This is a genomic window from Acinetobacter oleivorans DR1, assembly GCF_000196795.1.
Lineage (GTDB): Bacteria > Pseudomonadota > Gammaproteobacteria > Pseudomonadales > Moraxellaceae > Acinetobacter > Acinetobacter oleivorans.
On sequence record NC_014259.1, the window covers coordinates 2,352,646 to 2,375,043 of the forward strand.

At 36.7% G+C, this 22,398-nt stretch carries 20 protein-coding genes; 16 read left to right on the top strand and 4 right to left on the bottom strand.

Annotated features, from left to right (window positions below):
* Nucleotides 1-424 precede the first annotated feature (424 nt).
* The 10 genes from AOLE_RS10990 (at nucleotide 425) to putP (ending at nucleotide 10,450) form a co-directional block, all read left to right on the top strand.
* Complete coding sequence (locus AOLE_RS10990) at nucleotides 425-736, top strand: ArsR/SmtB family transcription factor (protein WP_002121379.1); 312 nt, start codon at nucleotides 425-427, stop codon at nucleotides 734-736.
* Nucleotides 737-1,134: 398 nt separating this feature from the next.
* Nucleotides 1,135-2,337: a serine/threonine transporter SstT gene (sstT, locus tag AOLE_RS10995; RefSeq protein WP_013198098.1), complete on the top strand. Its 1,203-nt coding sequence runs from the start codon at nucleotides 1,135-1,137 to the stop codon at nucleotides 2,335-2,337.
* Nucleotides 2,338-2,341: 4 nt separating this feature from the next.
* Nucleotides 2,342-3,022 (top strand): YoaK family protein, encoded by a 681-nt coding sequence (locus AOLE_RS11000; protein ID WP_013198099.1) that lies wholly within the window; start codon nucleotides 2,342-2,344, stop codon nucleotides 3,020-3,022.
* A 3-nt stretch (nucleotides 3,023-3,025) separates the two neighbouring features.
* Nucleotides 3,026-3,562, top strand: a complete 537-nt coding sequence (locus tag AOLE_RS11005; RefSeq protein WP_005304667.1) for a DUF2058 domain-containing protein — start codon at nucleotides 3,026-3,028, stop codon at nucleotides 3,560-3,562.
* 365 nt (nucleotides 3,563-3,927) lie between these two features.
* Nucleotides 3,928-5,775: an ABC transporter ATP-binding protein gene (locus AOLE_RS11010; protein ID WP_013198100.1), complete on the top strand. Its 1,848-nt coding sequence runs from the start codon at nucleotides 3,928-3,930 to the stop codon at nucleotides 5,773-5,775.
* On the top strand, nucleotides 5,775-6,215 hold the full coding sequence (locus AOLE_RS11015; protein ID WP_013198101.1) for a MaoC family dehydratase: 441 nt from the start codon (nucleotides 5,775-5,777) through the stop codon (nucleotides 6,213-6,215). Before AOLE_RS11010 ends, AOLE_RS11015 begins: the two co-directional genes overlap by 1 nt.
* A gap of 107 nt (nucleotides 6,216-6,322) precedes the next feature.
* Nucleotides 6,323-7,348 carry an AraC family transcriptional regulator gene (locus AOLE_RS11020; RefSeq protein WP_004792780.1) on the top strand — a complete coding sequence of 342 codons (1,026 nt, stop codon included), beginning with the start codon at nucleotides 6,323-6,325 and terminating at the stop codon, nucleotides 7,346-7,348.
* Nucleotides 7,349-7,385: 37 nt separating this feature from the next.
* Nucleotides 7,386-7,760, top strand: a complete 375-nt coding sequence (gene gcvH, locus AOLE_RS11025; protein WP_013198102.1) for a glycine cleavage system protein GcvH — start codon at nucleotides 7,386-7,388, stop codon at nucleotides 7,758-7,760.
* 91 nt (nucleotides 7,761-7,851) lie between these two features.
* Entirely contained in the window at nucleotides 7,852-8,559 is a 708-nt protein-coding gene (locus AOLE_RS11030; protein WP_081399158.1) for an SIR2 family NAD-dependent protein deacylase, read from the top strand.
* Between the two features lie 400 nt (nucleotides 8,560-8,959).
* On the top strand, nucleotides 8,960-10,450 hold the full coding sequence (gene putP / locus AOLE_RS11035; protein WP_005304658.1) for a sodium/proline symporter PutP: 1,491 nt from the start codon (nucleotides 8,960-8,962) through the stop codon (nucleotides 10,448-10,450).
* A 33-nt stretch (nucleotides 10,451-10,483) separates the two neighbouring features.
* On the opposite strand, the gene AOLE_RS11040 is transcribed toward putP, so the two are convergent.
* Nucleotides 10,484-10,972 carry an Lrp/AsnC ligand binding domain-containing protein gene (locus AOLE_RS11040; protein ID WP_005304655.1) on the bottom strand — a complete coding sequence of 163 codons (489 nt, stop codon included), beginning with the start codon at nucleotides 10,970-10,972 and terminating at the stop codon, nucleotides 10,484-10,486.
* Nucleotides 10,973-11,096: 124 nt separating this feature from the next.
* Between AOLE_RS11040 and putA the strand changes: the two genes are divergently transcribed.
* The 4 genes from putA to AOLE_RS11060 all read left to right on the top strand — a co-directional run bounded on the left by putA (nucleotide 11,097) and on the right by AOLE_RS11060 (nucleotide 17,100).
* Nucleotides 11,097-14,849 (top strand): trifunctional transcriptional regulator/proline dehydrogenase/L-glutamate gamma-semialdehyde dehydrogenase, encoded by a 3,753-nt coding sequence (gene putA, locus AOLE_RS11045; protein ID WP_013198104.1) that lies wholly within the window; start codon nucleotides 11,097-11,099, stop codon nucleotides 14,847-14,849.
* A gap of 106 nt (nucleotides 14,850-14,955) precedes the next feature.
* A complete protein-coding gene (locus AOLE_RS11050) occupies nucleotides 14,956-15,429 on the top strand; it encodes a GrpB family protein (RefSeq protein WP_013198105.1) in 474 nt (157 codons plus the stop codon).
* A gap of 106 nt (nucleotides 15,430-15,535) precedes the next feature.
* Nucleotides 15,536-16,621, top strand: coding sequence for a tRNA (uridine(54)-C5)-methyltransferase TrmA (gene trmA, locus AOLE_RS11055; RefSeq protein ID WP_013198106.1), 1,086 nt, complete (start codon nucleotides 15,536-15,538; stop codon nucleotides 16,619-16,621).
* A 248-nt stretch (nucleotides 16,622-16,869) separates the two neighbouring features.
* A complete protein-coding gene (locus AOLE_RS11060; protein WP_003651412.1) occupies nucleotides 16,870-17,100 on the top strand; it encodes a hypothetical protein in 231 nt (76 codons plus the stop codon).
* Between the two features lie 35 nt (nucleotides 17,101-17,135).
* Here the strand turns inward: AOLE_RS11060 and AOLE_RS11065 are convergent, their stop codons facing one another.
* Entirely contained in the window at nucleotides 17,136-17,882 is a 747-nt protein-coding gene (locus AOLE_RS11065; RefSeq protein ID WP_023274252.1) for a phosphodiester glycosidase family protein, read from the bottom strand.
* 193 nt (nucleotides 17,883-18,075) lie between these two features.
* On the opposite strand from AOLE_RS11065, the gene AOLE_RS11070 reads away from it, so the two are divergent.
* Nucleotides 18,076-18,666: a lecithin retinol acyltransferase family protein gene (locus AOLE_RS11070; protein ID WP_013198108.1), complete on the top strand. Its 591-nt coding sequence runs from the start codon at nucleotides 18,076-18,078 to the stop codon at nucleotides 18,664-18,666.
* 45 nt (nucleotides 18,667-18,711) lie between these two features.
* Here the strand turns inward: AOLE_RS11070 and AOLE_RS11075 are convergent, their stop codons facing one another.
* Entirely contained in the window at nucleotides 18,712-19,302 is a 591-nt protein-coding gene (locus tag AOLE_RS11075; protein ID WP_013198109.1) for a YceI family protein, read from the bottom strand.
* A gap of 216 nt (nucleotides 19,303-19,518) precedes the next feature.
* On the opposite strand from AOLE_RS11075, the gene AOLE_RS11080 reads away from it, so the two are divergent.
* Nucleotides 19,519-19,926, top strand: a complete 408-nt coding sequence (locus tag AOLE_RS11080) for an OsmC family protein (protein ID WP_013198110.1) — start codon at nucleotides 19,519-19,521, stop codon at nucleotides 19,924-19,926.
* A gap of 55 nt (nucleotides 19,927-19,981) precedes the next feature.
* On the opposite strand, the gene tkt is transcribed toward AOLE_RS11080, so the two are convergent.
* Complete coding sequence (gene tkt / locus AOLE_RS11085; RefSeq protein WP_013198111.1) at nucleotides 19,982-21,970, bottom strand: transketolase; 1,989 nt, start codon at nucleotides 21,968-21,970, stop codon at nucleotides 19,982-19,984.
* Nucleotides 21,971-22,398 lie beyond the last annotated feature (428 nt).

The window sequence follows — 22,398 nt, forward strand, 5'->3', positions numbered from 1 at the left end:
TATCTATCACGCTGCGTCTGAAAGTCATTTTGGTTCAAAATTAGACGTTTTTTTCGACCCTACCGAACCAAAATATACAGACCTGTCTGTACAAAACAGATTATATATTTAAAAAATAAAAACTCAATCATTTTTTATGATTCATTTAAAGATAAATTAGATTTAACTATTTATCAGAGTGAAATAGCAGTTATTTCATATTAGCTTCAATTCACTTATACTTAACAATTAAACTTATAACACAATGCAACACTTTAGACACAAAAGAACTACAAACAACTGTTTTTAATTAAAAATACTACTTATTTATCAGTTCCCCTTATATTGCTTTTCAACAAAAACAATTGGATTGATTAGTTTTGCTACATTCATTTGTGCAAGATCAATCTATACTATGCCCGCTATATTGATATAGGTATAAAGTATGAAAGATGGACTCCAAATTGAAGAAATGAAAAATGCGGCTGATTCAGTCGTTGGAATTCTCAAATCTTTGGCGAATACAGATCGTTTATTAATTTTATGTCATTTAGCTTATGAAGAGCTAAATGTCTCACAAATTGAAGAGAAGACCCAAATTACACAGCCCACTCTTTCACAACAACTTATGATGCTACGTAAAAGTGACGTTGTATCAACTCGTCGTGATGGTAAGCAAATTTTTTATTCTATTAAGGACGACAATATGCATTCAATTTTAAATACGCTTCACCAACTGTACTGTGCAAGTAAATAATATCTTTAAACTATAAATTTATAATAATATTAGTAATTTCCTGAAATATGCGATTTTTCAGCTTGAAAGCTTAGAGTTTAGTCCAAGCACAGAGTTTTGAAAATTCGCGTAGCTTTTCCAAAGTCTCACTGATCCCCTTTATTATTTCATCTATTCATTTCTCTGCGATTTGATAATTATTTGATATAACTCTTTTTCTGACGAACAATTAACAAGCAAAACAATTAACGTAAAAAGTTAAATTCCAATAATAAATAAAATTAAAACAATGGTTTAATATTACCAATCACTATAAAAAAATCTAGTTAGCATAAAAAAGCTTAAGATTCACTTAACTTAAGTATAAAATACTCCGCTTGTTCAACCTTTAGCCATGATTAGGTTAATAAGGCCTTTATATGCTTGCATTCTTTTCTCGATTAAGCTTAGTCACTAAGATTATTATCGCCATTATTTTAGGTATTGGCGTTGCATTATTATTTCCAAACGTTACGCCTTATTTAAGTTTATTTGGTGAGCTTTTTATTAAAGCCTTAAAATCGGTTGCCCCTATTTTAGTTTTTGTATTGGTACTTTCCTCTATCGCCAACTTCCAAGTGGGTCATAGTGCAAATTTACGTCCAATCTTGATTTTATATGTAGTCGGTATGTTGCTTGCTGCTTTCACAGCTGTGATTGTTAGTCTTTCTTTTCCTAGCACTTTGTTCCTTAACACTGTTTCGCACAATGATTTGCAAGCCCCAGGAAGTTTAGCCGATATTTTAAAAAATCTGCTTTTGAGCTTTATTGCAAACCCTGTTCAAGCAATCAGTGAAGCAAACTTTATCGGTATTTTAGCTTGGGCAATTGGCTTAGGTTTGGCTATGCGCCATAGCTCAGACACCACTAAAGAAGTAATGCAAGATGTTGCTCATGCTGTCAGCGCTATTATTCATAAAGTAATTGCTTTTGCACCTGTTGGTATTTTCGGTTTGGTTGCAGTAACTTTTGCTGACGCTGGCCTCGCGACTCTTGAAAGTTACGCACAATTATTAATAGTCCTATTGGGTACGATGTTCTTTGTTGCTTTAGTTATCAATCCAATTCTTGTTGCACTTACCATACGCGGGAATCCGTACCCTCTTGTGTTTAAGTGTCTTAAAGAAAGTGGGATTACTGCTTTTTTCACACGAAGTTCAGCAGCCAACATTCCAGTTAACTTAGATTTAGCAGAACGCTTAGGTGTTAATCCATCTACAGCAAGTGTGTCCATTCCATTAGGTGCCACAATTAATATGGCGGGTGCAGCAGTAACAATTACTGTACTTACGCTAGCAACTGTACATACGCTTGGAATTCATGTTGATTTTGCAACAATGCTTATTTTATCAGTTGTTGCTACAGTTTCAGCATGTGGTGCTTCTGGTGTAGCAGGTGGTTCTTTACTTCTGATTCCAGTAGCTTGTAGTCTATTTGGTATTTCAACTGAAATTGCTATGCAAGTCGTGGCTATTGGTATGATTATTAGTGTATTACAAGACTCTACAGAAACAGCGCTTAACTCTTCTACGGATGTTTTATTTACCGCAGCTGTAGATATTCGCTCTAAACAAGCTTCATAAACACATGCCATTTCAACGTCTACCAAACTGGTTCCAACTCGGAGCCTTTTTACTGGCATTCAATGCCGGAATGATTAATGTATTAGGGTTAATTACCCTTTTGCATCAATCTATTTCACATATGACTGGCAACGTTAGTATGCTAGCTATGAGTTTGGTAGAGTGGCAGCCAGAACATATCATTTTCTTGGTTCTGGTAATTATTTGTTATGTTTGCGGTTCATTTTATAGTGGTTTTATTTTAGGCAGCAGCCATTTTCGATTAGGTCGTCGCTATGGACTACCTTTGAGTCTGGTTGCCTTATTCATTTTTCTTTGTTGGCTATTACTTCCTTATTTTCCACGCTATGGATTATTATGGGCTTGTACAGCGATGGGCTTACAAAATGCAATGGTAAGCCATTATAAAGGAACCATTATTCGAACTACCCATCTATCTGGTGTTTTAACAGATATTGGTTTAGCACTTGGATATAAAGCTAGAGGCTTACCAGTAGAAAACCGACGTATTGTTTTACACTTACTTATTTTTACAGGTTTTCTATTTGGTGGGATACTCGCCGCGCTCGTACATCCGTATTTAAAGTTACAAGCATTTTTATTGCCAGCAACTTTAAGCTTAGTCTTGAGTATTTCTTACTGGGTAGTTTATCTCTATAGCCCTTCAACTTCACATAAGGATTAAGTCATGGTTAAAAATGCCTTACAAGCACAGCTACTAAAAGCTGGGTTAGTGGATAATAAAAAAGCAAAAAAACTAACAAAACAAGCTCACCATGAGCAACGTATCGGTCAAAGTGATGAACCAGCAATCAAAGCGAATATTGAAAAAGCTCAACAAGAAAAGTTAGCTAAAGATCAGGCTTTAAACTTAGAAAAACAACAACAACTTGAGGAAAAAGCCCTCAAAGCATCAATCATTCAAATGATTAAACATCATAAAATTTCAAATACTGATGGTGATAGTGTTTATCAATTTATTGATGAGGGTAAGATCAAGAAGGTATACATTTCTCAGCAAGTATATAATGCACTTGTTAGCGGTAGCTTAGTGATTGCTAAAGATCAAGATCAATACGCTTATTTGCCAAAAGCTTTAGCTGAAAAAATCGATCAAAAAATGCAAGGTTTCATTTTAATGAATAATGCTGAGAAAAATGAACAAGCCACTGATGAAGAAGATCCTTATGCAGCGTATGTTATTCCTGATGATTTGATGTGGTAATGCATACAAGGGCCTTTATGATGCAAATCTAAGGGCCTTTTTTGATTTGGGTTAAAAATATTAATTTAACAAATGTTCAAAATATTAAGAAAAAATACTTAAAGAATAAATTCCTTCACCACTTTATCTATTAATCCCGATATAATAAATCATAATTTTTTAAGTCCTCGCGACATTCTTGAAGATTTCTTCAGGTATCCAAATTTTACGTCATGTACAAATGAATGACGTACAACGTAATCAGTTCTGTGTATTTACACATACTCAAAAGATCGAAAACTAAGTGATATTGATCTGACTGACTTTCTTGTAAATTTAATTGCAAAGATTTAATTAAGTGGCTTTTGTCTTAAAGGTAGTAATTCATGCTGAAGTGGTTTGAAAAACTTGTAGATCCCTACCCAACAAAAGGTCTGGATGAACCTTTACCAACTCGTTTTTTTCCATTTATTTGGCAAGCGACAGAAGGCTTACGCCCTTACTTATTATTACTTATTCTGTTTACAGCAGGTGCTGCAAGCTTTGAAGCCTTACTTTTTTCAAAGATTGGACAACTCGTAGATTGGTTAAGTAAAAGTCATCCTGAAAGTTTTTTAAGTCAACATGCAACTGATCTATTGCTTTTAATTGGTGTTTTATTTGCCAATATCTTCTTCGTAAATATTCAATCTATTATTAAACACCAGATTTTATATAGTACTTTTCCAATGCGTTTGCGTTGGCGGTTCCATAATCTTTTATTAAAACAAAGCTTAGATTTTTTCCATAATGACTTTGCTGGAAGGCTTTCCGCAAAAGTTATGCAAACGGCTCTGGCAATCCGTGAATTCTGGATTATTTTGGGTGACATGTTGGCTTATGTCGCTATTTACTTTATTACGGTTAGCATTGTCCTTGGGGCTATTTCTCCTATTTTGTTAATACCACTTTTAGTTTGGTTAGCTTTATTTCTCTTAAGTGCATGGTTCTTTATTCCTCGTTTAAGTAAAGTTTCACAGCAACAAGCTGATGCCAGAGCAGTGATGACTGGCCGCATTACCGATGCTTACACCAATATTCAAACTGTTAAATTGTTTGCTCATGCAGGACGTGAGAGCCAATATGCCAAAGCATCAATGAAAGAGTTTATGACAACAGTCTATGCTCAGATGCGTTTAGGTACTCTTTTTGAAATAAGTATCAACATGCTATCAGCTGTTTTATTTATTGGCGTTATTGGCACTTCAGTTTGGCTATGGACTCAAGGTTTAGCAGCATTAGGTGTCATTGCAGCGACTACTGCCATGATTTTAAAGCTTAATAGTATGGCTGAATTTATGATGTGGCATATGTCCGCGTTATTTGAAAATGTTGGAACTATTCAAGATGGTATGCAAACATTAGGTAAAAAAATCAATATTCAAGACAAAGCAGATGCAAAAACTCTTGAAGTTGCCAAAGGTGAAATTGTATTCAAAGATGTGAGTTTTGCTTATAACAATAAAAATGTAATTGATCATTTCAATTTACATATTAAAGCAGGCGAAAAGATTGGTATTGTTGGGCGTTCAGGTGCAGGTAAATCCACTCTAATCCAACTACTTTTACATTTTTATCATCTTAAAGACGGTGAAATTTTAATTGATGGGCAAAATATTGAAAATGTGACTCAAGATAGTCTAAGAGCGAATATTGCCTTAGTAACCCAAGATACGTCTTTATTACATCGCTCAGTGGCTGAAAATATTAAATATGGCCGTCCAGATGCATCTGATGCCGAGATGGAGAATGCTGTAAATAAAGCCAAAGCAGCCGAATTTATACCTCAATTGGTTGATTTAAAAGGTCGTAATGGATATCACGCCCAAGTTGGTGAACGTGGTGTAAAACTTTCTGGCGGTCAAAGACAACGTATTGCTATCGCACGTGTATTCTTAAAAGATGCTCCTATTCTCATTTTAGATGAAGCGACCAGTGCACTAGATTCAGAAGTTGAAGCAGCAATTCAATCTAGTTTAAATGACCTTATGGTTGATAAAACGGTTATTGCAATTGCACACCGATTATCTACTATTGCACAAATGGACCGTTTAATTGTTCTTGATGAAGGTCGAATTGCTGAGCAAGGAACACACGAAGAGTTAATTGCTCAAAATGGAATATATGCACAATTATGGAAACGCCAAACAGGCGGCTTCCTGTTTGAACAAAAAGTTTTACAGGGTCAAGATTAATGCTTTATTTAGAAGATTTGAAAATTGGTGATCGTTTCATCAGCCGTGAATATGAAATCACCTTAGATGAAATCAAAAAATTTGCAAACTCCTATGACCCTCAAATATTTCACACAGATGAAGAGCAAGCTAAGCATGACCCTATTTTTCAGGGGATTGCTGCAAGTGGTTGGCATACGTCAGCCATCACTATGCGTTTATGGACAGAATGCATGCCAATTCATGGCGGCCTCATAGGTTCCGAATCTAGTCTACGATGGCCACGCCCCACTCGACCTGGCGACAGAATTCATGTTGAAGCTGAAATTTCAGCTATCACACCATCCAAAACAAAATTAGATCGTGGTATTGTTAGTTACGTTACTCAAGCCTTAAATCAACACGGGGATGTTTTACTTATTTCAACAACAAAAATTGTTGTCTTTAAAAAAAATGTTTAAAAATGGTTGATATGATTGTCTAACAGTTTTTATAAACTCAGATTATATTTCATGACAAGATGTGTAAGAAATGCATGTGAAAAATTGATGAGAGCAATGGAACGCATATGAAAATTACCTCAGCTCGTCAAGATCAGGGTATTCCGGGTGTCTATGGCTTATTGCTATTAGATGTTGTTTCACGTTGGGGATACAACGACGAAACATTATTTGCTCCATTTCATCTTACCAGCGAGCAACTGGCTGACCCTGACTATCGTATTTCTACACCAGTAGCAAATGAACTAGTAAAACACGCTCTTAATTTAACTGGCGAAACTACGTTGGGTTACCATCTTGGTACTCAAATGCGTATTTCAATTCATGGCTTCATTGGCTATGCAATTATGACAGCCAAAGATATTACTGAAGCAATTGCTCTTGCGGCTCGCTTTATTCAGCTACGCTTACCCTTTTTACAATTATATTTTTCAACTTTTGGGCCTAAAGCAACCTTACAATTACAGTGTGATATTGAACTTGAACCTTTACGTACAGAAATCGTTTTAGGTTTAACCATTGGTATCATGAGCATGGCCAAAGCGATTACTGGTATTGAAGATTTAGCTGGTGATGTAGATTTAGATTTCCCAGAACCAGAAGGTTTTGACAAATATAGAAATAAGCTAAGCAGCACAATTCGCTTTAACCAACCTCATTTAATTTCAAGTTTTGATAAAAAATATTTAGGAATTAAATTGGTTAATGCTGACCCTATCGCAAGTCAAGTTGCTATTAATCAGTGCGAAGCTGAACTATCCGCTTTAGGTGAACGCCGTCGTTTAGCAATGCGAGTTCGTGATATTTTAAGTAATTCTGAACAACATTATTTAAGCATCGAAAATGTAGCTGAATGTCTACATATGTCTGATCGAACGCTCAAACGTCAATTAGCAGCAGAAGGAACATCATTTTCAACGTTAGTTGATGAAGTACGTTATCGACATGCAACATCTTTACTTTCACGTACAGATTATAGTCTTGAACAAATTGCTGATGAACTTGGCTATTCGGATGTTGCAAACTTTAGCCGTGCTTTTAAACGCTGGAGCGGCCGCAGTCCGAGCAACTGGCGTAAAGACCCATACTTATAATTTTTAAAACTATTGGACACAAGCTTAAGGAGTTACCATGAATCATCCTTCAGAACTGAAGTATGCACGTACACATGAGTGGGTAAAGATTGAGGGTGATCTTGTTATTACAGGGATTACCGATCATGCACAAGATGAACTTGGCGATTTGGTTTACGTTGAAACTCCAGAAGTTGGGAGTAAAGTTACTGCTGGCGAACAAGCTGGTGTGGTTGAATCAGTAAAAACTGCCTCTGATATCCATGCTCCTGTTTCAGGCACTGTAGTAGAAGTAAATACTGACCTTGAAGATGATCCTGATTTTGTAAATGACGATCCATATGGTAAAGGTTGGATTTATAAAATCAAACCAGACAGCATTGCAGATGTTGAAAAACTTTTAACAAATGCAGAATATGAAGCTGGCTTATAAAAGATAGCTAAAGCTTTTCATATTTAATAAAAACCAGTTTAGTCTTAAACTGGTTTTTTCTTTATCTATTCAAATTCAGTTTTACGAATCGGTGACCTCTATGACAAAGCTTGTTTTATTCTCTGGCGCTGGCATGAGTGCCGAAAGTGGAATTAGCACTTTTCGTGACAGTAATGGTCTATGGGAAAATTACGACATCCAACAAGTTGCCACACCTGAAGCATGGCAAAAGAACCCTGCTCTAGTTCAACGCTTTTACAATGAACGACGTAAAAATATTTTAGAATCTCAACCCAATTCAGCTCATCAATATATTGCAAAGTTACAAGACTATTTTGACGTACAAGTTATTACTCAAAACATTGATGATTTACATGAACGTGCTGGAAGTACCAAAGTTTTACATTTGCATGGAAACATTCGTTTAGCAAAAAGTTCTGGCCCAAATGCACAATTTACAACTCAGTTTTATGACATTAACGGTTGGAAATTAGATTTAGAACATGACCTGTGTCCAGATGGTTATCCCCTTCGCCCACATGTTGTTTGGTTTGGTGAAGCTGTACCTGCTTATGAAGAAGCCATTACAGTCGTGCAAAGTGCAGATATTTTTATTGTAATCGGCTCTACATTAAGCGTTTATCCGGTTGCGGGTTTAGTGCATGAAATTGCAGCTCAATGTAAAGCTTACTATATAGATCCCAAAGCAGATCATGGACGTGTTCCTCAACAATACGAATTATTAAAGATGTCAGCGACTCAAGGAATGCATGAACTTTTTGAGAATTTAACCAATTAATTGCTATTTTTAAGGACTAAATAAATTTAATTTGAATAAAAATTACTATTTTTTAGATAAAATTTTTTAACATTGTTCTAATTTTGCTCAATAAAACTTTATCCCCAAAGTCCGTTGTAACTAAATTTAGAGTTATTTTTTTAAAAATATTTTTATTTTCCACAAAATCTTAAAAAAATAAATATTAAAAAATTATAAGTTAATGATTAATATTATAATTTTCCTCTTAAAAAAATCACTTATTTCAAATTACACAAAGATACAAAAGTATAATATAAAAATAACAGAGCAAAAAAAATCTTTTGTGGTTGAATCTCAACCTCTTGAATGCCGTACAAGAAAACAGCGACCTGGATTAGGTTACAATCACGGATTATGGATATAAGGACACACATCCATCATGAGTTATTTTGATCCCACCCTCATCATGTTTATGGTGTACATCGTAGCAATGGTACTTATTGGCTTATTTGCCTACCGTGCTACAAGCGACTTCTCAGATTATATTCTCGGTGGTCGTAGTTTAGGCAGTTTCGTTACTGCGTTATCCGCAGGCGCATCAGACATGAGTGGTTGGCTACTCATGGGTTTACCAGGAGCAATTTATCTTTCTGGTTTATCTGAAGCGTGGATTGCAATTGGTCTTATTATCGGTGCTTGGCTTAACTGGCTACTGGTTGCTGGTCGATTACGCGTTCATACTGAAATTCAAAACAATGCATTAACTTTGCCAGATTATTTTACAAGCCGTTTTGATGACCAGAAAAAAGTACTTCGTATTTTCTCTGCCGTTATCATCTTGGTTTTCTTCGCTATTTACTGTGCTTCAGGCATGGTAGCGGGTGCCCGTTTATTTGAAAATCTATTCGGCATGTCTTACAACACAGCTATTTGGCTCAGTGCTATTGCAACCATCAGTTATGTTTGTATCGGTGGATTCTTAGCAATTAGCTGGACTGATACATTCCAAGCTGGATTGATGATTTTTGCCCTGATTTTAACACCAATCGTGACTTACCTTGCGATCGGGGACACAACTCATTTTGTTACCCTCATTGAAACTGCACGCCCGCATGCATTTAATCTCATCTCAGATTTTGGTGTGGTAGCAGTTTTATCCTCCATGGCTTGGGGTCTTGGTTACTTTGGTCAACCACACATCCTTGTACGTTTCATGGCAGCTGACTCAGTAAAATCTATTCCTGCTGCTCGTCGTATTGGTATGACTTGGATGATCTTGTGTTTAGGTGGTGCTGTCGGTGCTGGTTTCTTCGGTATTGCTTATTTCGAGCAACATCCTGAATTAGCAGCAGTTGTAAGCAAAAACCCTGAAACTGTATTTATGGAATTGACTAAAATTTTATTCAATCCATGGATTGTGGGTATCATTTTGGCTGCAATTTTAGCTGCTGTTATGAGTACGCTAAGCTGTCAACTTTTAGTATGTTCAAGTGCTTTAACTGAAGATTTATACAAAGGTTTCCTTCGTAAAAATGCATCTCAAAAAGAACTTGTATGGGTTGGCCGTGTCATGGTTCTTGTTATTGCTGTTCTTGCAATTATTCTTGCAGGCAACCCTGATAGCAAGGTTCTTGGTCTTGTTGCTTATGCATGGGCTGGTTTCGGCGCAGCGTTTGGTCCGCTTATCATCTTGTCATTGTTCTGGAAACGTATGAATTTACAAGGTGCATTAGCTGGTATGATCGTTGGTGCAGTTGTGGTTATTGGTTGGAAAAATCTTTTCGCAAGCACAGGTGTTTACGAAATCATTCCTGGCTTTATCCTTGCATTTATCAGCATCATTGTAGTGAGTCTTTTAACTAAAGCGCCAAATACGACTGTAACTGGACGCTTTGAAGAAGCAGATAAACTCTACAAAGAAAGCGTATAAATCATTGAAATAAATAAAGGGGCTTTAGCCCCTTTATTTATTTTTGGTTTTAATTTTAATTTTTGAAGTATCTTTGACTACCTGCATTACTGGATAACTCCGAGTTTCTTTCACGCCCGGTAACTGCCATAGCACCTGCCCCGCAATACGTCTAAATTCTTCCATACTGCCACTTCGTAATTTAATTAAAAAATCAAACCCTCCACTCACCATATGACATTCAACAATTTCCGGATAGTGAACCACAGCATCAATAAACTCATCTAGAACATTAGGTGTGGTTTTATCTAGTAATACTTCAACAAACACCAAAAAATTTGCATTTAATTTGACTGGATTTAATTTTGCTTCATAACCCAAAATGAAATCATCTTTTGTCAGCTTTTGAACTCGGGCCATCACAGCAGTTGGAGATAAATTCACAAGTTCGGCTAATTTACTGTTAGAAATACGCCCATCTGTTTGAAGAATATCCAAAATTTTTAAATCAGTGCGATCAAGGCTTAATATTGGGCCATTCATCTGAATTTTCCTCTAAAAAATGGGCTAAATATAGTGAGTTATTCGGTGTTTCTTCTGTAATGATAAATTATCTAAACCTCTCTACTCAAGATCTTTGTACGAGAGTCGGTTGGCGGAAACAGATATGAACACAATGGATACTTTTCATCAAATGGATAAATCTCACCAAGGCTATATCACCGAATTCAACGATAAAAGTGAGTTTGAACAACGCATCAATACAGCTTGGCGACGTGCTGAACCAGAAGCTGTAGAAGAGCTATTACAAGCTGCTGCGGTATCTGATGATTTAGATCATAAAATTTATGACCTTGCTTTTAATCTTGCTAATAATTTACGTGAACGTAAGACCTCTTCGGGTAAAGCAGGTATTGTTCAAGGGTTATTACAAGAATTCTCTCTTTCTTCACAAGAAGGCGTGGCACTCATGTGTCTTGCTGAAGCTTTGCTTCGTATTCCAGATTCTGCAACACGTGATTTACTTATTCGAGATAAGATCAATCAAGGTAACTGGAAAGAACACGTTGGCCAAAGCAGCTTAATGTTTGTAAATGCTGCGGCATGGGGCCTCATGTTAACTGGTAAGCTTATGGAAACTCCAAAGCAAACCAGTCTTTCAAGTGTACTTACTGGCCTTTTAGCACGTAGTGGACGTGGCATTATTCGTAAAGCTGTTGACGTTGCAATGCGTATGATGGGTGAGCAGTTTGTAACTGGTGAAACCATTGAAGAAGCTGTAGACCATGCGAAAGTACTCGAAGAAAAAGGTTTTCGCTATTCGTACGACATGTTGGGTGAAGCAGCATTAACCGAACATGATGCTGAACGTTACTTTAACGATTATACGCAAGCCATTCATGCAATTGGTAAAGCATCGAATGGTAAAGGCGTTTATGATGGCCCGGGTATTTCAATCAAGCTTTCTGCTTTACACCCTCGCTATCAACGTGCACAAATTGAACGTGTTCATCAAGAACTCTACGGCAAAGTATTTGAACTCGCTCTTTTAGCTAAAAATTACAATATTGGTTTAAATATTGATGCAGAAGAATCAGAACGCTTAGAAATTTCACTTGAGTTACTTGAACGTCTTTGTTTCGAGCCAGAACTTGCAAACTGGAAAGGCATTGGCTTCGTTATTCAGGCTTACCAAAAACGCTGTTTCTTCGTGGTTGATTATATTATTGACCTTGCTAAACGCAGCCAAAAACGTCTCATGATCCGTCTTGTGAAAGGTGCATATTGGGATAGCGAAATTAAGAAAGCACAAATCGAAGGTATGGATGACTACCCTGTCTTCACACGTAAAGTACATACAGATTTATCTTATATCGCTTGTGCAAAAAAATTACTTGCTGCGCCAGATTTCATCTATCCTCAATTTGCAACTCATAATGCTCAAACATTGGCAACGATCTATCAGTTAGCTGATCCAAGCAAATATTATGCGGGTCAATATGAATTCCAATGCTTACATGGCATGGGTGAACCGCTTTATGAACAAGTTGTTGGTCCACGTGAGCAAAATAAATTAGGCGTGCCATGCCGTATTTATGCTCCTGTTGGTAACCATGAAACATTGTTAGCTTATTTAGTTCGTCGTTTACTTGAAAATGGCGCGAATACTTCATTCGTTAACCGTATTGCCGATAAAACACTTAAAGTTGAAGATCTTATCCAGTCTCCAATTTATGATATTCGTCATGCTGCTAAGCTTGAAGGTTCAGTTGGTTTAAAACACCCATCAATTCCATTACCTTTAGATATGTACGGATCACTCCGTAAAAACTCTAAAGGCTATGATTTAGCAAATGATGCCCCACTTGAAGCTTTAGATAGCACAGCTCAACAGCTCCGTAATCGTATTTGGCAAAGCCATCCATTATTGGCAAATAACGATTCATTAGAGCAAGGTCATTCTGTTGCAATTACAAACCCAGCACAAAATGATGAAATTGTTGGGCACGTGCAAGAAGCTGATCTTAAGCATGTCGAAATTGCATTGAATGCAGCTGAACAAGCTCAATCTGAATGGTCAAACACGCCTAAAGAACAACGTGCTCAATACTTAAAACGTGCAGCAGACCTCATGGAAAGCCGCATTCAAGAATTGATGGTTTTGCTTTGCCGTGAAAGTGGTAAAACTTATGCAAATGCGATTGCAGAAGTTCGTGAAGCTGTAGATTTCTTACGTTACTACGCAACTCAAGTTGAGAATCTTCCTGCGAATACAGCGATTGAACCTTTAGGTACAGTACTTTGTATTAGCCCATGGAACTTCCCTCTTGCAATTTTCTCTGGTCAAATTGCTGCCGCATTAGTGAGTGGTAACTGTGTTATTGCTAAACCTGCTGAACAAACGCCATTGATCGCAGCTCAAGCCGTTCAGATTTTATGGGAAGCTGGTATTCCACATGGTGCTGTACAGCTACTTCCCGGCCGTGGTGAAACAGTGGGTGCACAGCTTAGCCAAGATAGTCGTATCAATGGCATCATGTTTACTGGCTCGACTGAAGTTGCCAAAATTTTACAGAAAACTGTTGCAAAACGTTTATCTGATAATGGCCAATCTATTCCTCTCATTGCAGAGACTGGCGGTCAAAACGCCATGATTGTGGATTCATCCGCATTAACTGAACAAGTCGTACTCGATGTTGTAAGTTCTGCTTTTGATAGCGCGGGTCAGCGTTGCTCTGCTTTACGTATTTTATGTGTGCAAGAAGACAGTGCTGCAAGCGTAATTAAAATGCTTAAAGGTGCAATGCAACAGTTGATCGTAGGTAACCCTGCAATTTTAAAAACTGACATTGGTCCTGTTATTGATGATGAAGCAAAGCAGACGATTGACCAGCACATCAAAAAAATGAAATCTAAAGGCTACCCTGTACATCAGTTGATGTTTGGTGCAACAAGCCAGAATGAATTAGATAAAGGAACTTTTGTTATACCAACGGCAATTGAGTTACCTAATCTTGATGATTTGCAACGTGAAGTCTTTGGTCCAGTTTTACACATCATTACCTATAAGTATGGTGAACTCGAACAACTCATTTCACGTATTAATGCCAAAGGATATGGTTTAACAATGGGTCTACATACCCGTATTGATGAAACCATCCAAACCGTCATTCAGCATGCTGAAGTTGGTAACCTCTATATCAACCGTAATATTGTTGGTGCTGTAGTTGGTGTACAACCATTCGGTGGTGAAGGTCTATCTGGTACAGGTCCAAAAGCTGGTGGTCCGCTCTATATGTACCGCTTAATGCAGCACTGTTCAAACAAAGTACTGGCAACACCATTTGCCATGAAGAATGAGCAAACTGCTTTTGAAGGCTTTAACCGTGAGGTTTATCAGAGCTTACAAAATTGGGCGAAACAGCATTTACCGCAAGCAAATCGTGAGATTGAACCATTTGGTGTGGGTAAATTCTATGAGTTACAAGGCCCTACTGGGGAAAGTAACCAATATATTATTTTGCCGCGCCATCGTGTGCTTTCAATTGCAGACACTGAACAAAATCAATTGCATCAGTTGCTCGCAATTTTTGCAGTGGGTAGCCAAGCAGCAGTAATGCCAAATAGTCCATTATTGGCAAAATACAAACAAACTTTGCCAAAAGATGTACTTGCAGCAATTACTACGGTTAAAAATATTACATCAGATGATTTTGATGCAGTTTTACATCATGGTAACCGTGAAGAAATCTTCTCATTACAGCAAGAAGTTGCTAAACGTTCTGGTGCAATTGTTGGTATTACGCACGTTGAGCCAAATGAGAATATTCCACTTGAACGTTTAGTGATTGAGCGTGCGATTAGTGTGAATACAGCTGCAGCTGGTGGTAACGCAAGCTTAATGACAATGACTGATTAATCCATCATTTTTCTAAAAAAGCCCAAATCTCAGTATTTGGGCTTTTTTATTTAATAAAGTAATCTATTCTTAAATATATAAATTTTATCAAATTGAGATTTTCATAATGGTCTTTTTAGAACCAGAACAATATCAACAAAGATGCACTCAACTTTTTAATTCGTATAAAAAAGATATTTCCTCACTTCTACAATTTGCCCAAATTGAGCACATTGGTTCATCTGCAATACCTAATGCAATTTCAAAAGGTGATCTAGATATTTACATTGAAGTTAAACCTGAGCATTTTGAATTCGCAATAGCGAAGTTAAAAACCCTTAATTTTGTAGAGAAGCAAAACACACTAAGAACACATGAGCTTTGTATGCTCGAATCACTCAATAACGATGATGTGGCATTTCAAATTGTAGTAACGGATTCAGTATTCACATTTTTCTTAACATTTAGAAATAAGCTTATGGATTCTCCAGCTCTAGTCAACGAATATAACCAATTAAAATTAGAATGTAGCCATTTAGATCATGATCAATATAGAACAATAAAAGCAGATTTTATTAATCGCGTTTTGAAACATCCTTAATTTTAACGTTAGTCTTGCTTATTGATATCTAGCTAAAATTGGCTCCTGTAACCCCATTTTTTTTGATACCATTCACTATTTGATTCTGTCTAAATTTTCTTTGTCTATGACCTCTTCTTATCATCAACAACTTCAAACTAAAATTGACCGCATTACTGCCCAATTTTCTGAATTTACTCCACCTACATTAGAAGTGTTTGAGTCACCTGAACAACATTTCCGTATGCGTGCTGAGTTTCGTATCTGGCATACAGAAAATGACATGTTCTATGCCATGTTTGAACGTAACGATGATGACAAGCAAAAAACAGTTGTACGCATTGATGAATTTCCTATTGCGGACCAAAGCATTAATGATTTAATGCCAAAACTTTTGGAAGAACTCAAAGCGGAACCCAAGCTTTCTAGCCGTATATTCGAAGCTGATTTCCTCGCTACACTTAGCGGAGAAATGTTAGTTACCTTAATTTACCACCGTAAACTAGATCAAGAATGGGAACAGGCAGCTAAAGCGCTTGCTGAGAAGTTAGACATTAAAATTATGGGCCGCAGTCGTGGCCAGAAAATTATTATTGGCAATGATTTCGTCGTTGAAGAATTCGAACTTTTAAACCGTTCATTTAAATACAAACAAATTGAAAGTAGCTTTACTCAGCCAAATGCACAAGTTTGCAAAAAAATGCTGCAATGGGCATGTGATGCGGCAGAAGGATCGAAAAAGCATTTATTAGAGCTGTACTGTGGTAACGGTAACTTTACTCTTCCACTTTCTTTAAAGTTTGAACGCGTTTTAGCAACAGAACTTGCAAAATCTTCCGTTTATGCCGCTCAATGGAACATTGAACAAAATCAGATTGATAATATTCAAGTAGCCCGTCTTTCAGCTGAAGAATTCACTCAAGCTTATCAAGGTGAGCGCGAATTCCGCCGTCTACAAGAAGCAAATATTGATATTCAGAGCTATGATTTTGATACCGTATTTGTTGATCCCCCACGTGCAGGGATTGATGATGAAACTTTGAAATTATTACAAGGTTTTGAACGTATTATTTACATTTCATGCAACCCAGATACATTGTATGAGAACTTAAAAATATTAGGTTTAACTCACCGTATTACTAAGTTTGCATTGTTCGATCAATTCCCTTATACGCATCATGTTGAGTCAGGTGTTTTACTTGAGAAGATTTAAACAAAATCTTTCATTGTAAAGTTTAAAATAAGGAGGTTTTGTACCTCCTTATTTTTTAACACTTTATTAGTTAAGTATTTAAATTTTCAAAAAATATCAAGTCATCTATTCGTCATAATTTCGTTTAACTCGAGCATTCCTATCGAAAATTCTTGAGTTCAATTGGTGGATTTATCACTTATAGAGACTTGTATTTTATTTTAAATTGGCTATATTTCGAGCTATGTTAGGTTGTATATGAAGGCTCTATGAGTTTTTGGCAAAAGCTGTTCTTAGCAGATCAACAGCATAACGAGCATAAAAACCAAACTGCTTGTGTTGAAAATGACTGCTCATGTAAAACAAATGAACAACTTCTAAGTGCTCTTGCACTAGCAACAGATGAAGATGTCATTAAGGGAATAAAAAAAGTTCTTATTTCCCGTGGTTATAGCCGAAAAGAGTTAAATGAACTCACTCAAAAACCATCTATTCACTAATAAAAAAGCCAGTCTTGTACTGGCTTTTTTATATTTCACTTTATTCGGCAATCTGTTTGTTCAACCGAACCAACAATTGGCCCCATTTCAAACAATTGATCATTACGCTTGTTTTTTTGAATATATAAACTAGAAATAGAACCATCGAGATATAAAGCCTGCTCTGCCTTAAGATTTCTTTGAAAGAACTGAGCAAATCTGTAGAAACTCACACTATTTTTCGATATTACAAAGTAAAGCTTATTATTTCGAATACCAACACCATTACGAATTTTATTCGATTGAGAGTCTGGTAAAAAAAGGGAGTTTATCTTCCCATCAATAACTAACATCGGGCCAGATTGTGTCGCATACTCAAGGTTGAAATCTCGTTGGCTATATTGATGCGTTGTTAAAATAAAGGCCTGTTTTTTATTCCAACCTAGCACACCATTCGGCTGTAAAAAGAAATTTCCCAATCCTTTATTTTCATTCAATGGCTGAATCACTTTAGCTTGTTCAACAAATAGCCCTACTGGAGAAAATCCCGGATGAAACATCCCTGCATTCATTGCAAAAGAAAGACGTTCACATCGCTTTAAATTTTTCTGAATATTACTAAAGCTTTTGTAATATTGTTGATTATTGGAATTCTTAAGAAACAGACGTAACTGTTTTAAATTGCTAATTGCAATCACATCATATTGGTCACCTTCCGCTGTTTTAACTTGCTGATGTTCTATGGCATAGACAGACTGAATCAAAAGACCATATATCGTTAAGCACCACATCAACCATTTCATTTAGTACCACCAAGCATGACATTTTTCCTTCATATGAAATCTTTAAATTATATACAATAAAGACAAATAGATTGGGTATGTGCCAAACTCATTCATTCGACGTAATCAATACACTCTGCATTGCTGATATTGGTTATAATGGTTGGCAGCTTTTCAATAAAAGCCATTTACACTTTATTGGATCAGCGTAAGCATGCAGCAATCGAATAAACGCTACCCTCTAGGGGCTCATCTCATCGTAAAGCATCTCGGCTATAGCCACCATGGTATATATGCTGGGAGAGGTCGAGTTATCCATTATTCTGGCTTAGCACATTTCATCAAAAAACGTCCGATTGAGATCACCTCAATAGATGCATTCTCGCATGGCAAAAAAATTCACGTTCGCTCTTATGACACACCACGCTATAAAGGAAAAGCAGTCGTGCGTCGAATGCGTTCACGCATGCATGAAAACCACTATCATCTCATTATTAACAACTGCGAACATTTATGTAGCTGGGCAATTACCGGAATTGAAAGTAGTACTCAGGTTGAACGTATGATGCACCGATTAACCACCATCGGTTATGTAAGTTCAATTATGAGCTATATGAATGGTATGATGCTCACTGTTGCAACAACATGTTTTGCTCTTGTTCTTTATATAAAAAAGAAATTACGTGATCAGGCAAAAATGAAGGTTCCTACTTACCAATTCCTAAGAGAAAAATCTGAAAAAAGGAATATTGATCCTTCAGTCCCTTTAGTATTTATAGATCCAGATAAAAAAGAACCAATCTAAATAAAAAAGCCCTCAAAGATGAGGGCTTTTTAGAAAACTTATAACTTATTTTTTAGCTGCATTAGCAACAGTTGCTTCAGTCGTAATGTTTACAGTAATTTTATCACCCACGTTTGGAACGTAGTTACCTAGACCAAAATCAGAGCGCTTAAATGAAGTTGTAGCATTGAAACCAATCGCTGGAACTTTTGCCATTGGGTGTTCGCCTTGCTTGTTTAAAATAGCATCAAGTACAACAGGCTTCGTTACACCTTTAACAGTTAAGTCACCAGTAATTTTAAAGTGCTTTTTGTCTTTGGTTTCAACTTTAGTACTTTTAAAAGTAATGTTTGGATATTTAGCTGCATTAAACCAAGCTTCTTCTTGGAACTCTTTATCCAAAGCAGGAACGTTTGTATTTACGCTGCTTAAAGGAATAGTTACATTAACAGATGAGTTTGCTGGTTTAGCATTATCAACTTTAATTACACCTTGGATATCCGAGAAGTTAGCGCTTGGAGTAGAGAAACCAAAGTGATTCCACGAGAAAACAGTAGCTGTATGTGTTGGATCAATTTTGTAGTCGACTGGTGCAGCTAAAGTAACTGAACTAGCTAATGCTACTGCCAAACCGAAGCTTAATGTTTTAAGATGCATTTTTCGTATCCTTTATTGATATAGTCGTTAGTGTATACATCAAGTAATTTAATTCACTATTCTTTATAAAACGATATGTTTCATCCATGCAACAATAAAAGCGTTACAGTTATTATTTAAAAACAATATTATAAAGTATAGGTACTATCGTACCGTGTCTGGACTCTTAAATTAATTCGTTTTTACTTCGATTTTTGATTAATAATAAGGTAAAACATGGCTAACACTGCTCAAGCACAAAGTACTTCCACTCCATATCGAGTAACTCTTACCGATCCTTCAGGTCATCAATGGTTTGCTGATGAACCTACAGACAAAGGTGGGCAAGATACTGCACCAAACCCAGTTCAAATCTTACTATCTGCTTTAGGTGCTTGCACTACCATCACATTAGAGATGTATGCGAATCTTAAAGGTATTAAGATTGATCATGTTCAAGTGGACTTAGCATTAAACCCAAATGGTGAACCAGAGAAAGGCCAAAATAATATTGAACGCAAAATCACACTCAAAGGTGAATTCACGGAAGACCAACACAAGCGCTTATTAAAAGTTGCCGAGAACTGCCCTATCCATAAATTACTGACGTCTCAAATCAGTATTCAAACCGAACTTAGCATTTAATCTTCAAATATAAAAAAGCGCTCCATGAGGAGCGCTTTTTACACTACTTTAATATTTAAGCAGTTAATTCTTTTACCGCTGCAACAACAGCTTCAGTTGTAATACCAAAGAATTGGAACAAGTCTTTTGCTGGTGCAGACTCACCATAAGTTGTCATACCAATTACTTTGCCATCAAGACCAACAAACTTCCACCAGTAGTCAACATGAGCTGCTTCAACTGCAACACGTGCACGGATATGAGCTGGTAATACAGCTTCACGATATGCAGCATCTTGTTTCATAAACTCTTCTGCACATGGCATAGAAACTACACGCACACCGTCAAGTTGAGCATAAGCTTCCATTGCTAAAGAAATTTCAGAACCAGTTGCAATAATGATTGCTTTCAATTCGCCTTTTTCTTGAGCAAGAACGTAACCACCTTTTGCAACATTTTGAATTTGTTCTTCAGAACGTGCTTGGAATGGTAAGTTTTGACGAGAGAAAATAAGTGCTGTAGGGCCATCTTTACGTTCTAAAGCAGATTTCCACGCAGTAGCAGTTTCTACAGTATCAGCAGGACGCCATGTATTTAGGTTCGGTGTACCACGTAAAGAAGCAATTTGTTCGATTGGTTGGTGAGTTGGACCATCTTCACCTAGACCAATTGAGTCATGTGTATAAACATGAATTACACGTTGTTTCATCAATGCAGACATACGTACTGCATTACGCGCATATTCCATAAACATTAAGAATGTTGCAACGTAAGGAACAAAACCGCCATGCAATGCAACGCCATTCGCAATTGCAGTCATACCGAACTCACGTACGCCATAATATACGTAGTTACCAGCTGGGTTTTCTTGAATGCCTTGGCAACCTTTCCAAAGCGTTAAGTTAGAACCAGCTAAGTCAGCAGAACCACCTAGTAATTCAGGCAATAAAGGACCAAATGCTTGTAATGTGTTTTGGCTCGCTTTACGTGTTGCGATGGTTTCGCCTTTCGCATTTGTTTCACGAATGAATGCATCTGCTTGCGCTGCAAATTCTGCTGGTAAATCACCGCTAATACGACGAAGTAATTCAGCTGCTTCAGTTGGATATTTTGCTTGATATTGTGCAAATACCGCATCCCAAGCTGCTTCAGATTCAGTACCTTTTGCTTTCGCGTCCCATGCAGCATATACATCAGCAGGAATAACGAATGCTTCTTCTTTCCAGCCTAATGCTTCACGAGTTAAAGTAATCTCATCTTTACCTAATGGCGCACCATGACAATCTTCTTTACCTTGCTTATTTGGTGAACCTAAACCAATAATCGTTTTACACATAATGATTGTTGGTTTTTGAGTTTCAGCTTTTGCTTCGATTGTTGCTTGACGAATCGCATCAGCATCATGCCCATCTACACGAAGAACTTGCCAACCATAGGCTTTAAAACGCTCTTCTGTATCATCGCTGAACCAGCCTTCTACTTCACCATCAATTGAAATGCCATTGTCATCATAATAAGCAATCAATTTACCAAGCTGTAAAGTACCTGCTAAAGAACATACTTCGTGAGAAATACCTTCCATTAAACAGCCATCACCCAAGAAACAATAAGTAAAGTGATCAACTACTTTTAAATCATCTTTATTGAACTGGGCAGCTAAAGTCTTTTCTGCCAATGCAAAACCAACTGCATTAGCAATACCTTGACCTAAAGGACCAGTCGTAGTTTCGATACCTGGTGCATAACCATATTCAGGGTGACCTGGAGTTTTTGAATGTAATTGACGGAACTGTTTTAAATCTTCAATTGAAAGATCATAACCTGTTAAATGAAGCAAAGCATATTGCAACATTGAACCATGGCCGTTTGATAAAACGAAACGGTCGCGGTTTGCCCATTGTGGGTTAGTTGGGTTGTGATTTAAAAACTCGCGCCAGACGACGTCAGCAATATCTGCCATCCCCATTGGAGCACCAGGATGCCCTGAGTTTGCCTGTTGCACAGCATCCATTGCCAATACACGAATTGCATTTGCAATACGACGTTCGTTTAAAGGGGTCGTCATAAGATCAGAATCCAATTTTAATAGATTGATGAAAAGAAGAAGATGAATAACAATTCAATGCCGCTATATTGTCTTAAAAAAAAGGCTGAGGGTAAACCCCAACATAGTATATTTCTTTATTTTTAACCGTTTCTTGGTTACACAAAAATCATTTGGACCTTTAAGTTATACAAAACAGTGCTCATTTTCTTAAATACTGCTCCCCTATACGAACAGGCACTTCTATTAGACTTTGATATATAGATAAAATATTTTGAAATCTCTATATAGGTCGATCATGTTTCTTTTCTTTAAAATCCTACTTAATAAGACATAACCTTTTTGTTAATTCATATGTCTAAAAAGTACTCTAATAACTTGTTATTAAAATACCAATACTTTAAATAAACATTCTTTATATCAATTTTACTAATACACTTATCAATTAA

Bases quoted from the DNA above. Each gene is read 5' to 3' on its own strand.
- AOLE_RS10990 (WP_002121379.1), top strand. From the start codon at position 425: ATGAAAGATGGACTCCAAATTGAAGAAATGAAAAATGCGGCTGATTCA.
- sstT (WP_013198098.1), top strand. From the start codon at position 1,135: ATGCTTGCATTCTTTTCTCGATTAAGCTTAGTCACTAAGATTATTATC.
- AOLE_RS11000 (WP_013198099.1), top strand. From the start codon at position 2,342: ATGCCATTTCAACGTCTACCAAACTGGTTCCAACTCGGAGCCTTTTTA.
- AOLE_RS11005 (WP_005304667.1), top strand. From the start codon at position 3,026: ATGGTTAAAAATGCCTTACAAGCACAGCTACTAAAAGCTGGGTTAGTG.
- AOLE_RS11010 (WP_013198100.1), top strand. From the start codon at position 3,928: ATGCTGAAGTGGTTTGAAAAACTTGTAGATCCCTACCCAACAAAAGGT.
- AOLE_RS11015 (WP_013198101.1), top strand. From the start codon at position 5,775: ATGCTTTATTTAGAAGATTTGAAAATTGGTGATCGTTTCATCAGCCGT.
- AOLE_RS11020 (WP_004792780.1), top strand. From the start codon at position 6,323: ATGAAAATTACCTCAGCTCGTCAAGATCAGGGTATTCCGGGTGTCTAT.
- gcvH (WP_013198102.1), top strand. From the start codon at position 7,386: ATGAATCATCCTTCAGAACTGAAGTATGCACGTACACATGAGTGGGTA.
- putP (WP_005304658.1), top strand. From the start codon at position 8,960: ATGAGTTATTTTGATCCCACCCTCATCATGTTTATGGTGTACATCGTA.
- AOLE_RS11040 (WP_005304655.1), bottom strand. From the start codon at position 10,972: ATGAATGGCCCAATATTAAGCCTTGATCGCACTGATTTAAAAATTTTG.
- putA (WP_013198104.1), top strand. From the start codon at position 11,097: ATGAACACAATGGATACTTTTCATCAAATGGATAAATCTCACCAAGGC.
- AOLE_RS11050 (WP_013198105.1), top strand. From the start codon at position 14,956: ATGGTCTTTTTAGAACCAGAACAATATCAACAAAGATGCACTCAACTT.
- trmA (WP_013198106.1), top strand. From the start codon at position 15,536: ATGACCTCTTCTTATCATCAACAACTTCAAACTAAAATTGACCGCATT.
- AOLE_RS11060 (WP_003651412.1), top strand. From the start codon at position 16,870: ATGAGTTTTTGGCAAAAGCTGTTCTTAGCAGATCAACAGCATAACGAG.
- AOLE_RS11065 (WP_023274252.1), bottom strand. From the start codon at position 17,882: ATGAAATGGTTGATGTGGTGCTTAACGATATATGGTCTTTTGATTCAG.
- AOLE_RS11070 (WP_013198108.1), top strand. From the start codon at position 18,076: ATGCAGCAATCGAATAAACGCTACCCTCTAGGGGCTCATCTCATCGTA.
- AOLE_RS11075 (WP_013198109.1), bottom strand. From the start codon at position 19,302: ATGCATCTTAAAACATTAAGCTTCGGTTTGGCAGTAGCATTAGCTAGT.
- AOLE_RS11080 (WP_013198110.1), top strand. From the start codon at position 19,519: ATGGCTAACACTGCTCAAGCACAAAGTACTTCCACTCCATATCGAGTA.
- tkt (WP_013198111.1), bottom strand. From the start codon at position 21,970: ATGACGACCCCTTTAAACGAACGTCGTATTGCAAATGCAATTCGTGTA.